This is a genomic window from Qipengyuania aurantiaca (genome assembly GCF_019711375.1).
Taxonomy (GTDB): Bacteria; Pseudomonadota; Alphaproteobacteria; order Sphingomonadales; family Sphingomonadaceae; genus Qipengyuania; species Qipengyuania aurantiaca.
In genome coordinates, this window is sequence record NZ_CP081295.1 from 1,688,298 (window position 1) to 1,700,907 (window position 12,610).

Consider the following 12,610-nt stretch of genomic DNA (forward strand, 5'->3'; position numbering starts at 1 on the left):
CGCAAGGTATCTTGGCCTTTGCCTGCGAATCCGCTAGGCGCGCGCCATGAGTTTTCTCGGCAAGATTTTCACCTGGTGGGATGGCGCGACCATCGGCACGCTGCTCTGGTCCTCGCGTAACGGCGAGAAGGTCGGCACCGACGCGCAGGGCAACACCTATTTCCGTTCGAAGAAGCGCGGCGAAGGCCAGCGCGAACGGCGCTGGGTGATCTACGAAGGTTCCAACGACGCAAGCCGCGTGCCGAGCGAATGGCACGGCTGGCTGCACGGCGCCTTCGACGATGTGCCCGAAAGCAATCTGCCGCCCGCGCGCATCTGGGAAGCCGACTACACGCCCAACGCCACCGGCACGCAGACCGCCTACCGTCCGCAGGGCGCGCTGGAGCGGGGCGGGAAACGCGCCCGCGCCGTGGGCGATTACGAAGCCTGGTCGCCGGACGCCTGATCGTGCTGCGCCGGGTCGCGCTCCTCGCCGCGATAGCCTCGCTCGCCGCCTGTTCGCAGGACCCGCCTGCGCCCGAGCCGGTCGAGACCGAGATTCCCGAAGAGCTCGAGGGTGTCGAACTGCCCGAAATCGTCGCCGAGGACGCAGGCATCGGCACGCCGATGGAAGAGCGGGTCGCCACGATCGGCCTGCTCAACAAGCGCAACAACCTCAGCCAGGAACTGGAGCTGACACCGGGCGAACAGCGCCGCGTCGGCGATGTCATCATCCGCCTGCGCGCCTGCGAACGCACCGCGCCGTGGGAAATGGAAAAGGACGAGGGCGCTTTCGTGCAGATGCTCGTGCGCGAGCGCGGGACGCAGAGCGAATTCCGCCGCGTCTTCTCGGGCTGGCTGTTCAAGAACAAGCCCTCGATCAACGTGGTCGAGCACCCGATCTACGACGTCTGGGTCAAATCCTGCGCGATGGAATTCCCGGGCGAGGAATGAGCGTTGGCCGCGGCGATCGCTTGCGGAATGCTTCCTGATGGCAGGCCGGTGGCGGCGAACAATCTCTCCAGATAGGCGGCCTGCGGCATGGCCACCGCGCCCAGCGTGGCGAGATGGTCGGTCATGAACTGGCAGTCGAGCAGCACGTATCCCGCCCGCCGCATCGCCGCGACCAGCCAGGCGAGCGCGACCTTGCTCGCGTTGTCCGCGCGGCTGAACATGCTTTCCCCGCAGAACACCCGGTCGAACGCGACGCCATAAAGGCCGCCGACCAGTTCCTCGCCCTGCCAGACCTCGACCGAATGCGCGTGGCCTGCGCGGTGGAGCGCGATGTAGCTTGCCTCGATCTGGTGGCTGATCCAGCTTTCGGCCAGCTCCTCGCGCGGTTCGGCGCAGGCGGCGATCACGGAAGGGAAGGCCTCGTCGCAGCTCACGCGGAAGCGGTCCTGCCGGATCACTTTCTTCAGGCTTTTCGAGAGGCGGAACCCATCCAGCGGGATGATCGCCCGCTCGCGCGGTTCGACCCAGTAGACTTCGCGGTCGTTGCGATGATCGGCCATGGGGAAGACCCCGCTGCGATAGGCGCGCAGCAGCAGCTCGACAGGAATCGTATCGGGCGTGGGCGCGTGCATGGCAGGGGCCTACCACTTTGTTGCTTCTCTCGCGATACGTGTCTTGCCAAGCGCGCACGCCTATACTAGTGCGCGCGGCTCCGGCTGCAGGGGTGTAGCTCAGCTGGTAGAGCATCGGTCTCCAAAACCGAGGGCCACGGGTTCGAATCCTGTCACCCCTGCCATTTTCTCTTCATGACTTGTCGCTGACGCATGGCCGCACTATCGCTGCGCCCATGACAGAAGAAGAAAAGCAGAAGCGCGATCTGAAGGATCGCAAGTTTTACCCCGCGCAAAAAGAAGCCGAGTTCGAGAAAAAGGCCCTCAAGGTCCACACTCCGCAGACCGCGCATCCGTCCTACAAGCTGGCGTTCCAGGACAAGGACTTCCTCCTGCGCGAGGAATTGCGCCCGGTGCGTTTCCAGCTCGAGCTGCTGAAGCCCGAAATGATCCTCGATGAGGCGGGCGTGGGTTCGACCATGGTCATGTACGGCAGCGCGCGCATTCCTCCGCCGGAAGCCGCCGAAGAGGCGCTGGCCGGCGCCAAGGACCTGCCGGAGGACGAGCGCAAGGTCGTCGAAAGCTTGGTCGCGAAGAGCAAATATTACGGCGAGGCGCGCAAGCTGGCGCGGATGGTCACCGAAAAGTCGATCATAGAGGATGGCAAGCGCCAGTTCGTGGTCTGCTCGGGCGGTGGTCCCTCGATCATGGAAGCGGCCAATCGCGGGGCGAGCGATGCGGGAGGCGAAAGCATCGGCCTCAACATTATCCTGCCGCATGAGCAGGCGCCCAACCAGTATGTGACGCCCTATCTGTCGCTCAACTTCCACTACTTCGCGCTGCGCAAGATGCACTTCCTGCTGCGCGCCAAGGCGGTGGCGGTGTTCCCGGGCGGCTTCGGCACCTTCGACGAGTTCTTCGAACTGCTGACGCTGATCCAGACCGGCAAGATGAAGCCCATGCCGATCCTGCTGTTCGGCAAGGATTTCTGGACTCGCGTCGTTAATTTCGAGGCGATTGCCGAGGAGGGTACGATCTCGAAGAAGGACCTCGACCTGTTCCGTTGGTGCGAAACCGCGGACGAGGCCTGGGACCACATCAGCGCATTCTACGAGTTGTAACGTCGACCCGAGAGGCGGGCGCTAGTCGTCCGCCTCCAGCTTGCGCACGGCCTGGTGGCCAAGCGGTCCGCTGCCTTCGCCGAAACCCGGCGCCTGTTCGATGGCGGCGCGGGTAAAGGCGCGCGCGATGCGGATGGCGTGGGTCAGCGGCTGGCCGTGGGCGAGCATGGTCGCCAGCGCAGCGGAAAGCGTGCAGCCCGTCCCGTGCGTATGCCGCGTGTCGATCCGCGCGTGGCCGAAGCTGGCGAGTTTTCCGCTGGCGGAAACGACATAGTCGATCACCTGGTCGCCCGCCGCGTGGCCGCCCTTCGCCAGCACGATGGTGTCCTGCGCCTCGGCCAGTTCCAGCGCTGCCTCGAACACCTCTTCCTCGCCCACCGTCTCGCGGCCCGTCAGCGCGGCAAGTTCGGGCAGGTTGGGGGTGACCACCGTGGCGATGTCCATCAGCGCGCCGAAGCCGGCAATGGTCGCCTCGTCCGCCAGGACAGAGCCGCTGGTCGCCACCATCACCGGGTCGAAGACGATTGCGCCGGCGAAAGTGTCGAGTCGTTCGGCGAGCCGCATGGCGATTTCGGGCGAGCCGAGCATGCCGATCTTGATCGCGTCGACCCCGATGTCGGCAAGACAGCTATCGACCTGGTCCATCACGAGATCGGGGTGCATCACCTCGATCCCCTGCACCCCGCGCGTGTTCTGCGCGGTGACAGCGGTGATCGCGGTCATCGCATAGCCGCCGAGCATGGTGATCGTCTTGATGTCGGCCTGGATCCCGGCGCCGCCCGAAGAATCGGAGCCGGCGATGGACAGGATACGGGGCGGCGTGGCGCGCTCGCTCACCCCTTGAACTTCCGCGTGGTGCTGGGCGGGTATTTCTCCTGCAGGTCCTTCGCGCGGGTGGGCCGGTCCATCAGTTCGCCGCCGCAATTGGGGCACAGATCGTCCAGCGCATCGGCGCAGTCGGCGCAATAGGTGCACTCGAAGCTGCAGATGAAGGCGCCGGACGCCTCGGCGGGCAAGTCCGTGCCGCAGCGTTCGCAATCGGGACGCATTTCCAGCATCAGGCGGCCTCCCTCACGGCATCGCAGATACGGTCGACCACCGTCTCGACCTGTCGCGCGTCGTCGCCCTCGGCCATGACGCGGATGACCGGCTCGGTGCCCGAGGGACGGATGACGAGGCGGCCCTTACCTTCCAGTTCCTTCTCCGCCTCCGCGATCACGCTTTTAACGGTCTCGTTCTCCAGCGGCTTCCCGCCCGAATAGCGCACGTTCTTGAGCAATTGGGGGACGGGATCGAAGACATGGAGCAGCTCGCTCGCCGGCTTGCCGAAGCGGACCACGCTGGCCAGCACGCGCAGTGCCGCCACCGTGCCATCACCCGTCGTGCCGTAATCGCTCAGGATCATGTGCCCCGATTGTTCGCCGCCGACGTTGAATCCGCCCTGCCGCATACGTTCGAGGACATAGCGGTCGCCGACCTTGGTACGCTCGAGCGTCAGGCCCTGCCTTTCCAGATAGCGTTCCAGCCCGAGGTTGCTCATCACCGTCGCCACCACGCCGCCGCCCTTGAGGTCGCCGCGTTCGTTGAGGCGCGTGGCAATGAGGCCCATGATCTGGTCGCCATCGACCGTGTTACCCTTCTCGTCGATCACGATCAGCCGGTCGGCATCGCCATCGAGCGCGATGCCGATATGCGCGCCTTCTGCGACCACGCGTGCCTTGATTGCATCGAGGGAAGTCGAGCCGACATCGCGGTTGATGTTCGTGCCGTTGGGCTCGACGCCCATGGCGATGACTTCCGCGCCCAATTCCCAGATCGCGCTGGGCGCGACCTTGTACGCCGCGCCGTTGGCGCAATCGACTACGACCTTGAGGCCGTCGAAGCGCACGTCGCTCGCCACCGATTGCTTCACCGCGTGGATGTAGCGCCCACTGGCATCGTCGATCCGGCGCGCGCGTCCGATCCGGTCGGGGCTGACGAGGAGGGGCTGCTGCGTCATCAGCGTCTCGATGGCCATCTCCGCCTCGTCCGACAGCTTGTAGCCATCGGGGCCGAAGAGCTTGATGCCGTTATCCTCGAACGGGTTGTGGCTGGCGGAGATCATCACGCCGAGGTCGGCGCGCATCTCGCGGGTGAGGAGCGCAATGGCAGGCGTGGGCAGCGGCCCGGTCATGATCACGTCCATGCCGACGCTGGTGAAGCCGGCGACCAGCGCGCTTTCGACCATATAGCCCGACAGGCGTGTATCCTTGCCGATCACGACCCGGTGCCTGTGCCCGCCGCGCAGGAAATGCGTGCCCGCCGCCTGGCCGACTTTCATCGCGATCTCGGCGGTCATCACGCCTTCGTTGGTGCGGCCGCGAATTCCGTCGGTGCCGAAGTATGTCCGTGCCATGAAAGCCTTTCGTGGTTTTGCCTCGCGCGCCCTTCTGGCGTGAATGGCGACTTAAGAAAAGACCGCTTGCCCCCCTTTCCGTTCCGCTCGTCGCGCCCTAGTGCAACCACGCGCGGTTCCATGCGTTAGGGTCGCAAGCAGGCGATCGCCTGCGTGAGTTCACACTACCGTTTTTCAAAGGGGAAAAATTCCATGGCGTTCGAGCTGATCGACCTTCCTTACGACGACACCGCTCTCGAACCGGCGGTTTCCGCCAAGACACTGAGCTACCATCACGGCAAGCACCACAAGGCCTATATCGACAAGACCAACGCAGCGATCGAAGGCGGCGATCTGGCCGACAAGACGCTGGAAGAGGTAATCGCCTCGGCCCGTGGTAGCGACCAGGGCCTGTTCAACAACTCCGCCCAGAGCTGGAACCACGGCTTCTACTGGCATTCGCTGGCCGCAGAAGAAACCGCCGCTTCGGACGAGCTGAAAGCCATGATCGAAAGCGCTTTCGGTTCGGTTGCCGATCTCAAGACCAAGCTGAAGGAACGCGGCGCAGGCCACTTCGCCAGCGGTTGGGTCTGGCTGGCGGTCAAGGATGGCGAGCTGACCATCGAGGAAACGCACGATGGCGACACGCTGGCCGACCAGGGCGACTTCAACCCGCTGCTGGTGATCGACCTCTGGGAACACGCCTATTATCTCGACCACCAGAACGCGCGTCCGGAATATCTGGAAGCGGTCAACGGCAAGCTCAACTGGAGCTTCGCCAGCAAGAACCTCGCGCGCGGCACGACCTGGCAGTATCCCTGCTGATCGCACCGAGCAGCGAATAACGATAAGGCCCGCCGGCAATCGCCCGGCGGGCCTTTTTGTTGGAGGGGCTATTTCGGTGAGGGGTCGTCTGCGCCCAGTTCCATCAGATTGTTCGAGAAGAGCGGCTCGCCGAAGATGAAGCCGACGAGGTTGGGCCTGCCGACATGGTCGAACAGCGCGGTCAGCATGAGCAGGATCGGGACCGATAGCAGGGCCCCGAAGACGCCCCAGATCCAGGTGAAATAGGACAGGGCGATCAGGATCATCACCGGGTTCATGGTGAAGCGCGCGCCGAGGATCGACGGGGTGATCACATTGGCTTCGACGGTGTGCAGCGCCAGATAGGCGGCCGCAGGGATGAGGCCGAGCACCACCGTTTCGGTCGTGCCGATGCCGAAGAGGGCGAGCAGGCCGATCATGATGGTTGGCCCGATATAGGGCAGGAAATTGAGGATGGCGGCAAGTCCGCCCCACATGATCGGTGCGTCGATCCCCATGGCCCATGCGCCGAGTGCCACGACCACGCCGACCCCGGCGTTGATGAGGCCGACGGTGAGGATATAGGCGGCCACCCGGTCCTGCACCTCGCGCAGCACCCGCGCGGCCTTGATGCTGGTGCCGAAACTGGTCCGGCCGAACAATAGCTTCTGCCGCAGCCTGACCCGCGCTTCGATCATGAAGAAGGCCATCAGCAGCGTGAGGATGACCTCGATCACCACGGTCGGCGTAGCGATGGCGACGGTTTCGAGAAGCGTGGGCGAGGCCAGCACCACTTCGCGTCCCTCTCCGCGATCGAATAGTTCGGCCAGCTGCTCATTGATCTGGGCGACCCAGGCGAACTCGTTGCGCAGTTCGGCAAAGCGCGATCCGACCTGCTCGGCCATGCCGGGCAGCTCGTCGAACAGTGCGACGGCGGGCTGCAGGATCAGCGCGAGAGCCAACAGGAGGATCGCGAAAAACACCAGCAAGGCGAGCACCGACGCGAGCGCGTTCGGCAGGCCCCATCCGGTCAGCTTGTCGGCCAGCGGCGAGAGGATGACCGTCAGGATCACCGCGGTCACCACGGGCAGGAAAACCACCGAGCCGATCGACAGGACGAAGGGCAGGGCGAAGAACAGGCCGAGGCCGATCAGCACCACGAGGGCGGAGATCAGCCGCAGTTCCTGTTCGGCAAAGGCCATGCGCCGCCCGCTGCGCGCCGGAGCGGGCTGAGGAGGCGGCGTCAGGGCAGCGCCCGGCTCTGCGGGGTCGGTGTCGCTCATGGCCGGCCAACCTGCCGCGCCGGGATGGCGGGGGCAAGCGCGCTCATGCTGCGATCAGCTCCGCGCCGCGACGCCCTGTCCGGCGGCGACATCGTCGAGCTCCTCGAGAATCGCGCGGTGGGCGGTGTCGTCGTCGATCGAACGCTTGGGGATCGATCCGTCGGCCAGCATGGTGTTGAGCGCGCTGCGGGCGCGGCCCACGCGGCTCTTGATTGTGCCGACCGCGCAGCCGCAGATGTTGGCCGCTTCCTCGTAGGAGAAACCGCCCGCGCCCACGAGCAACAAGGCCTCGCGCCGCTCGGGCGGCAGCGTCAGCAGCGCGCGGTGCATGTCGGAGAGGTGGATCGGCTCTTCCTGGCCCGCCGGGGCGGTCAGGACGCGTTCGGCCACGGTCTCGTCATACTCGCCGCGGAAGCGGTTGCGCCGCATGTCGGTGAGATAGGCGTTGCGCAGGATCACGAAGGTCCAGGCGCGCATGCTGGTGCCGGGCTGGAAGCGTTCCTGCGCAGCCCACGCCTTGAGCAGGGTCTCCTGCACGAGGTCGTCGGCCATGTCGGCACGGCCGCACAGACCGCGGGCAAAGGCTCGCAGGTGCGGGACCACTTCGGTCAGTTCGCGCTTGAAATCGGCCTTTTCGGAGGCCGTCCGTTTTTCCGCCCCCATCAGTCCTTGCTATCCAGTTGTGCCAGCAGGTCCTTGAAGCTGTCGGGAAGATCTTCTTCTACGACGGAATCGTAAAGCTGACGCAAGCCGTTCGCCCAGTCGGGGCGCTGGCCTGCTTCACCTTTCGCTTCCTTGCCCCGGCCCGTCTCGGCCCTGCCTTCGGAAGGTTTTTCAGAAGTCATTGTATGAAGAATGTGCCCTTGCCTTCATGACCACCCTCGCGCGTCAAGCGCTTGCGCGGTCCATAATTCGATCCCTTGGTTCCGCTCCTAACGCAGAAACCGGGGATCGGTTCCAGTATGCCCGTGCATTTTTCCAAAGAAGCCCCTTAGGGCGGAACTTTACCGGCAGCGGCGGATAGTATCGCCAACCGGGGCAAGAACAACGCGAGGAATACCGCTGGTACAGGACGATCTCATGCGCAGGGGAAGTCGGCGCCGATGGCTTGTCGACTATCCGCGTGCGGTCCCTCTGGCGATCTTCCTCCTCGTGGCGGCGGTGACGATTGTCAGCGTCTTTTCGATCGAGCGCGGGGAACGTGTTCGCCAGAGCGCGGAGCTGAACCGGCAGGCCCAGTCGATGGCCTCTGCAATCGAGCGGCGCGCCTATTCGAATTCTTCCTTCCTGCGCGCCGGTGCGGCGCTGTTCGGGGCGCAAGACCAGATCACCGCCGAGCTGTTCCGCGAATTCGTGGCCGAATTGCGGCTCGATTCCGACTATCGCGGGGCCGAGGGGATCGGTTGGGCCCCCGCGCTGACCGCTGGCGACCTCGAAGATTTCGAAGTCCAGCTCAATTCACGCCGTGTCGGCCTCAGTCGTGTCACCCCCTCGCTGGAGGAAGTGCCGCGCCAGCAACTTGTCCCGATCCTCTATCTCCAGCCCGACACGCTGCGGAACCGGCGCGCGCTGGGTTTTGACATGTATTCCGAAGCGGTCCGCCGCGAAGCGATGGACCAGGCGACCCGCACGGTGCGGCCGACCGCGAGCGGCCGCGTCACCCTGGTGCAGGAAGGCGGAAACGAGGCAAGCGGCTTCCTTATTTATATGCCGGTGTTCGACGGGACGGGACCGACCCGTTCGCTCAAGGGCTTCATTTACAGCCCGTTCAACGCCGACCAGTTCCTCGCCTCAGCCTCGGAGCTCGTTACCGGAGCAGAGGCCAATGTCCGCTTTTACGACATCCAGGGGGGCGAACGCATCCTCATGGCGGCAAGCTCCTCATGGGCCGATGAAGGGGAGGTGGTCGAGCGCGAGGTCGACCTCGCAAACCGCTCCATGATGCTGGTCGTCCAATCGACGCGCGAGGCGACGCTTTCGCCGCTCTCCATGATCACCTTGCTGTTCGGTCTCGCGGTGGCGAGCCTGTTGCTTGTGGTCGCCCGGCTGCTGACCCAGCAGGCGCAAGAGGACAGCCGTTCGCTCGAATGGTTCGCGCAGCAGAACTCGATCCGCAATTCGCTGACCCGCGAACTCAACCACCGGGTCAAGAACACGCTCGCCAATGTCCTCTCGATCGTTTCGATGACGCGGCGGCGGGCGGATTCGCTCGACGAGTTTGCCGAAGGGATCGACAACCGCATCCGCGCGCTCTCGGCGACGCATGATCTGCTCACCCAGTCGGAATGGGGGACCACCCCCATCGCTTCGGTTATCGAGGTGGAGCTGGCCCCCTATACCGGCGACCAGGATCACGATGTCGTTGCCGAAGGTCCGGCGGTCGAGCTCGCGCCAAACGATGCGCTGTCGCTCGGCCTCGCGATCCACGAGCTCTCCACCAACGCGGCCAAATACGGCGCCTTGTCGGTGCCGGGCGGACGGATTTCGATCCATTGGGAACTGGTGAAGGAAAATCTTGCGCGCATCGACTGGGTCGAAAGCGGCGGGCCGCGCGTCGGTTTGCCGAGCAAGCGCGGCTTCGGCACCGACCTGATCGAAAAGATCGTCGCGCACGAGTTGCGCCACCCGGTGGAGCTCGAATTCCATCCTGACGGCGTACGGTGCAACCTCCTCGTGCCGGTCCGCGAACCGGGCGAATTCGAATTGCGCAGCAAGCAGAAGGCCGCACACCGGGGTCATTGAGCCCGGGTGTCCGAGCGTGGGTCCGAGGGCGCCTGCGCTGCGCGAAATGCCTTTCCGCTTGGGCCAGCCATGGGTCGATCAGGTTCCGCTCGTGCAACGCGTTCTAACGGTGCGCGAGCGCCCACCCATCCTCATGACCCCGCGCCCCCATCTGCTCTTATGCACAAAAGAAGAGGCCGCCCGGATCGCTCCGGACGGCCCCGTCCCCTTTTGAACATTTAGCTTGGGGTCAGCCGAGCGGGCGGCTCGATCCGAAGAACAGCGCCTGGCTGATGGCCGCGCGCACCGTCTGTTCCTGGAACGGCTTGGTCACGAGGTAGGTCGGCTCGGGACGGTCGCCGGTCAGCAGGCGTTCGGGATAGGCGGTGATGAAGATCACCGGCACGCTGTCGATCGCAAGAATGTCGTCGACCGCGTCGAGGCCCGAGGAGCCGTCGGCCAGCTGGATATCGGCCAGTACAAGGCCCGGCGTCTTTTCCGCGACGACTTCCTGCGCCTGCGTGCGCGTGGCGGCGGTGCCGCAGACCTCGTGGCCCAGCGAGGTCACAAGGTCTTCGAGCTGCATCGAAATGAGCGGTTCGTCTTCGATGATCAGCACGCTGGTCGCGCTCTCACGATCGATTTCACCGACCGCTTCCTGCACCAGCTTCTCGATCTGGTCGGCTTCGAGATCCATGATCTCGCCTGCCTGTTCGACGCTGAAGTCTTCGAGCGTGGTCAGCAGCAGGGCCTGGCGGTTGAGCGGCGTGATCGACTTCAGGCGATCCTGGGCTGCGCCTTCATGGCCCGTCCCGCCCTCTTCGGCCGGCACGTCCATATAGGCGCTCGACCAGACCTTGTTGAAGGCACGGTACAGCGGCACGCGGCCACCCTCGAGCGAAGATTTGAGATTTTCGTCTGCCAGCGCCGCTTCGAGCGTGGCGCGAACAAAGGCATCTCCGGTAGCCTGCGAGCCGGTCAGCGCGCGGGCGTAACGGCGGAGATAAGGCAGGTTTTTAGCAATCTGGTCACCAAGCGACATATAACCCCTTCCGTGGTTTGCGCGGGGAGAACGCCCGGCCTCGGCTTCGGTTCCATTTGATCTCCTGCAAAATTGGACGATTTGACAAATCGACGATTTGCTCCGACGGATTGCGAGGACATACTATCCGAGACCGACATGGAGTGGACCGGTTTTGATCGATGTTGCTGACCCCTACGATTGCCTGAAATGCCCGCTGCTGGACTGTCCTGGCTTGAGGCCGCTCGACGAGAAGCAGCGCGCCTATATGAACGGCATCAAGCAGGGCGAACGGCGCTTCGAACGCGGCGACCCGTTGGTGCACGAGGATGAAGACGTACGCCACCTCTATAGCGTGCTCGAAGGCGTGCTGATCCGCTACCGGACTTTGGAGGACGGAAGGCGCCAGATCGTGAACTTCATGTTTCCCGGCGACCTCGTCGGCCTGCAGGGCGCGTTCGACGAACCTTCGAGCCATTCGGTGGAGGCGCTAATCCCTTCGCGCCTGTGCCATTTCAAGCGCAGCGATTTCGTGCATCTCATCAAGGACAATCCGCAGCTGGGCTATGACGTGACCTGGCTCGCCGCCAAGGAAGAGACCGCACTCGAAGGGCATATCGTTTCGCTCGGCCAGCGCAGCGCGAAGGAGCGCGTGGTGTTCCTTGCCGTGTGGCTCCTCGACCGGGCGCTGGCGACCTGCGTGGCGCATGATGGCAACGCGCTGTCCATCCCGGTTACCCAGTCGCAGATCGCCGATATGCTGGGGCTTTCGCTCGTCCACACCAACCGGACTATCCGGGCGCTCGACAAGGAAGGGCTTGTCGAATGGAATGCGCGGGAGATCCGCGTGCCCGATATGGGCAAGGCATCCGAATACGCGAATTTCGACCGCAGCCGGAAGGGCCACCGCCCCTATATCTGACCCCAATCTTACAGGCGGTTAGGCAGCGTATTCAAAGATGGCGAAAAAATTTGCTTAAGGCGGGAACCCCATTCTTGTCGGGTCATTTAGTCTATGTCACCGCCGAGACCCCCCCTCCCGTCCAAGCGGCTGGTGATACGATCCCGAAAGGCCTTCGCTCCAAGAGAGCGGAGGCCTTTTTTTCGGTTCAGGCGAGGGGTGGCGGAAGGTCGCCATTTCGGCACCAGCAAGCCTCCGCCGGGCGGACGTATGATAGTTGGCCTGAAAGGTGAAGGTTCCGGTTCAGTCGGTGCTGAGCGCGCCGCGCAGGCGCGAAATGATGCCCTGCCTTTCGGGCTGTCTCAGGAGGTCGACAAGCACCTGCGCGTCGTAAGGTTTTTCGAGCACGCAGCCCATTTCGGCGATGTCGGCCGGAATGTCGTCGGGCATACCGGTCGAAAAGATGATGCGGGGGCGGTCGGGGCCAAGCGTGCGCAACAGTTCCGCGATCGCCCAGCCGTCGTCGCGATCGGCGAGATGCACGTCGAGAATGATGACTTCGGGCGGGGTGTCGCGCAGGGCGGCCAGTGCTTCGTCGGTTGTCGGGCATATGCCGACTTCGCGTACACCCGCATCCAGCAGGGCGCTTTCGATCGCGAGGCCGATAATCGCGTCGTCTTCCACCAGCAGCACCCGGCGGGGCATTCTATCGGCGGCTTTCCTAGACTTCTTCACGCGCGTTCCATCGATCCCGATTTGCGGGACCGCAGCCTTGCGCAGGGCCCCTCGCTAAGAAAAGGCCGGGGGGCGCGCTCAAGTTCCCGCGAGTGGCAAATTCGCC

15 protein-coding genes and 1 tRNA gene are annotated in these 12,610 nt (G+C 64.3%); 7 read left to right on the forward strand and 9 right to left on the reverse strand.

Going from position 1 to position 12,610, the window contains the following annotated elements; translation table 11 throughout:
• Positions 1-46: 46 nt before the first annotated feature.
• Together K3148_RS08185 and K3148_RS08190 are read left to right on the forward strand one after the other, a co-directional pair.
• Complete coding sequence (locus tag K3148_RS08185; protein WP_221424350.1) at positions 47-445, forward strand: NADH:ubiquinone oxidoreductase subunit NDUFA12; 399 nt, start codon at positions 47-49, stop codon at positions 443-445.
• A 2-nt stretch (positions 446-447) separates the two neighbouring features.
• Positions 448-933 carry a DUF2155 domain-containing protein gene (locus K3148_RS08190; protein ID WP_221424351.1) on the forward strand — a complete coding sequence of 162 codons (486 nt, stop codon included), beginning with the start codon at positions 448-450 and terminating at the stop codon, positions 931-933.
• Here K3148_RS08190 and aat read toward each other — a convergent pair.
• A complete protein-coding gene (gene aat, locus K3148_RS08195; protein WP_221424352.1) occupies positions 882-1,565 on the reverse strand; it encodes a leucyl/phenylalanyl-tRNA--protein transferase in 684 nt (227 codons plus the stop codon). The genes K3148_RS08190 and aat overlap by 52 nt on opposite strands.
• Positions 1,566-1,653: 88 nt before the next feature.
• Between aat and K3148_RS08200 the strand changes: the two genes are divergently transcribed.
• Together K3148_RS08200 and K3148_RS08205 are read left to right on the forward strand one after the other, a co-directional pair.
• Positions 1,654-1,729: transfer RNA gene (locus K3148_RS08200), tRNA-Trp, on the forward strand.
• Positions 1,730-1,780: 51 nt separating this feature from the next.
• On the forward strand, positions 1,781-2,665 hold the full coding sequence (locus K3148_RS08205) for an LOG family protein (RefSeq protein ID WP_221424353.1): 885 nt from the start codon (positions 1,781-1,783) through the stop codon (positions 2,663-2,665).
• Between the two features lie 21 nt (positions 2,666-2,686).
• Here K3148_RS08205 and thiD read toward each other — a convergent pair whose 3' ends face one another.
• Genes thiD through glmM form a run of 3 tightly spaced genes read right to left on the reverse strand, consistent with a single transcriptional unit; the run spans position 2,687 to position 5,060 of the window.
• Positions 2,687-3,502 (reverse strand): bifunctional hydroxymethylpyrimidine kinase/phosphomethylpyrimidine kinase, encoded by an 816-nt coding sequence (thiD, locus tag K3148_RS08210; RefSeq protein ID WP_221424354.1) that lies wholly within the window; start codon positions 3,500-3,502, stop codon positions 2,687-2,689.
• On the reverse strand, positions 3,499-3,723 hold the full coding sequence (locus K3148_RS08215) for a DUF1272 domain-containing protein (RefSeq protein ID WP_221424355.1): 225 nt from the start codon (positions 3,721-3,723) through the stop codon (positions 3,499-3,501). The genes thiD and K3148_RS08215 overlap by 4 nt, the downstream gene beginning before the upstream one ends.
• Positions 3,723-5,060, reverse strand: coding sequence for a phosphoglucosamine mutase (gene glmM / locus K3148_RS08220; RefSeq protein ID WP_221424356.1), 1,338 nt, complete (start codon positions 5,058-5,060; stop codon positions 3,723-3,725). The genes K3148_RS08215 and glmM overlap by 1 nt, the downstream gene beginning before the upstream one ends.
• Before the next feature lie 192 nt (positions 5,061-5,252).
• Here glmM and K3148_RS08225 point away from each other — a divergent pair, with 192 nt between their 5' ends.
• Positions 5,253-5,864 carry a superoxide dismutase gene (locus tag K3148_RS08225; protein ID WP_221424357.1) on the forward strand — a complete coding sequence of 204 codons (612 nt, stop codon included), beginning with the start codon at positions 5,253-5,255 and terminating at the stop codon, positions 5,862-5,864.
• Positions 5,865-5,932: 68 nt separating this feature from the next.
• Here K3148_RS08225 and K3148_RS08230 read toward each other — a convergent pair whose 3' ends face one another.
• The 3 genes from K3148_RS08230 to K3148_RS08240 are packed head-to-tail and all read right to left on the reverse strand — an operon-like array spanning position 5,933 to position 7,971.
• Positions 5,933-7,126 (reverse strand): AI-2E family transporter, encoded by a 1,194-nt coding sequence (locus tag K3148_RS08230; RefSeq protein ID WP_221424358.1) that lies wholly within the window; start codon positions 7,124-7,126, stop codon positions 5,933-5,935.
• A 54-nt stretch (positions 7,127-7,180) separates the two neighbouring features.
• Complete coding sequence (locus K3148_RS08235; protein ID WP_221424359.1) at positions 7,181-7,789, reverse strand: sigma-70 family RNA polymerase sigma factor; 609 nt, start codon at positions 7,787-7,789, stop codon at positions 7,181-7,183.
• Positions 7,789-7,971 (reverse strand): NepR family anti-sigma factor, encoded by a 183-nt coding sequence (locus tag K3148_RS08240; protein ID WP_221424360.1) that lies wholly within the window; start codon positions 7,969-7,971, stop codon positions 7,789-7,791. Before K3148_RS08240 ends, K3148_RS08235 begins: the two co-directional genes overlap by 1 nt.
• Before the next feature lie 235 nt (positions 7,972-8,206).
• Here K3148_RS08240 and K3148_RS08245 point away from each other — a divergent pair, with 235 nt between their 5' ends.
• Entirely contained in the window at positions 8,207-9,868 is a 1,662-nt protein-coding gene (locus tag K3148_RS08245; protein WP_221424361.1) for a CHASE domain-containing protein, read from the forward strand.
• A gap of 229 nt (positions 9,869-10,097) precedes the next feature.
• Here K3148_RS08245 and K3148_RS08250 read toward each other — a convergent pair whose 3' ends face one another.
• Entirely contained in the window at positions 10,098-10,889 is a 792-nt protein-coding gene (locus K3148_RS08250; protein ID WP_221424362.1) for a response regulator, read from the reverse strand.
• Between the two features lie 154 nt (positions 10,890-11,043).
• On the opposite strand from K3148_RS08250, the gene K3148_RS08255 reads away from it, so the two are divergent.
• Positions 11,044-11,790: a Crp/Fnr family transcriptional regulator gene (locus K3148_RS08255; RefSeq protein ID WP_221424363.1), complete on the forward strand. Its 747-nt coding sequence runs from the start codon at positions 11,044-11,046 to the stop codon at positions 11,788-11,790.
• A gap of 282 nt (positions 11,791-12,072) precedes the next feature.
• On the opposite strand, the gene K3148_RS08260 is transcribed toward K3148_RS08255, so the two are convergent.
• Positions 12,073-12,474, reverse strand: a complete 402-nt coding sequence (locus tag K3148_RS08260; protein ID WP_221424364.1) for a response regulator — start codon at positions 12,472-12,474, stop codon at positions 12,073-12,075.
• Between the last annotated feature and the right edge of the window lie 136 nt (positions 12,475-12,610).

Excerpts from the sequence above, each read along its gene's own strand:
- K3148_RS08260 (WP_221424364.1), bottom strand. The coding sequence starts at position 12,474 with ATGCCCCGCCGGGTGCTGCTGGTGGAAGACGACGCGATTATCGGCCTC.
- K3148_RS08240 (WP_221424360.1), bottom strand. The coding sequence starts at position 7,971 with ATGACTTCTGAAAAACCTTCCGAAGGCAGGGCCGAGACGGGCCGGGGC.
- K3148_RS08205 (WP_221424353.1), top strand. The coding sequence starts at position 1,781 with ATGACAGAAGAAGAAAAGCAGAAGCGCGATCTGAAGGATCGCAAGTTT.
- K3148_RS08235 (WP_221424359.1), bottom strand. The coding sequence starts at position 7,789 with ATGGGGGCGGAAAAACGGACGGCCTCCGAAAAGGCCGATTTCAAGCGC.
- aat (WP_221424352.1), bottom strand. The coding sequence starts at position 1,565 with ATGCACGCGCCCACGCCCGATACGATTCCTGTCGAGCTGCTGCTGCGC.
- K3148_RS08245 (WP_221424361.1), top strand. The coding sequence starts at position 8,207 with ATGCGCAGGGGAAGTCGGCGCCGATGGCTTGTCGACTATCCGCGTGCG.
- K3148_RS08250 (WP_221424362.1), bottom strand. The coding sequence starts at position 10,889 with ATGTCGCTTGGTGACCAGATTGCTAAAAACCTGCCTTATCTCCGCCGT.
- glmM (WP_221424356.1), bottom strand. The coding sequence starts at position 5,060 with ATGGCACGGACATACTTCGGCACCGACGGAATTCGCGGCCGCACCAAC.
- K3148_RS08185 (WP_221424350.1), top strand. The coding sequence starts at position 47 with ATGAGTTTTCTCGGCAAGATTTTCACCTGGTGGGATGGCGCGACCATC.
- K3148_RS08225 (WP_221424357.1), top strand. The coding sequence starts at position 5,253 with ATGGCGTTCGAGCTGATCGACCTTCCTTACGACGACACCGCTCTCGAA.
- K3148_RS08215 (WP_221424355.1), bottom strand. The coding sequence starts at position 3,723 with ATGCTGGAAATGCGTCCCGATTGCGAACGCTGCGGCACGGACTTGCCC.
- K3148_RS08230 (WP_221424358.1), bottom strand. The coding sequence starts at position 7,126 with ATGAGCGACACCGACCCCGCAGAGCCGGGCGCTGCCCTGACGCCGCCT.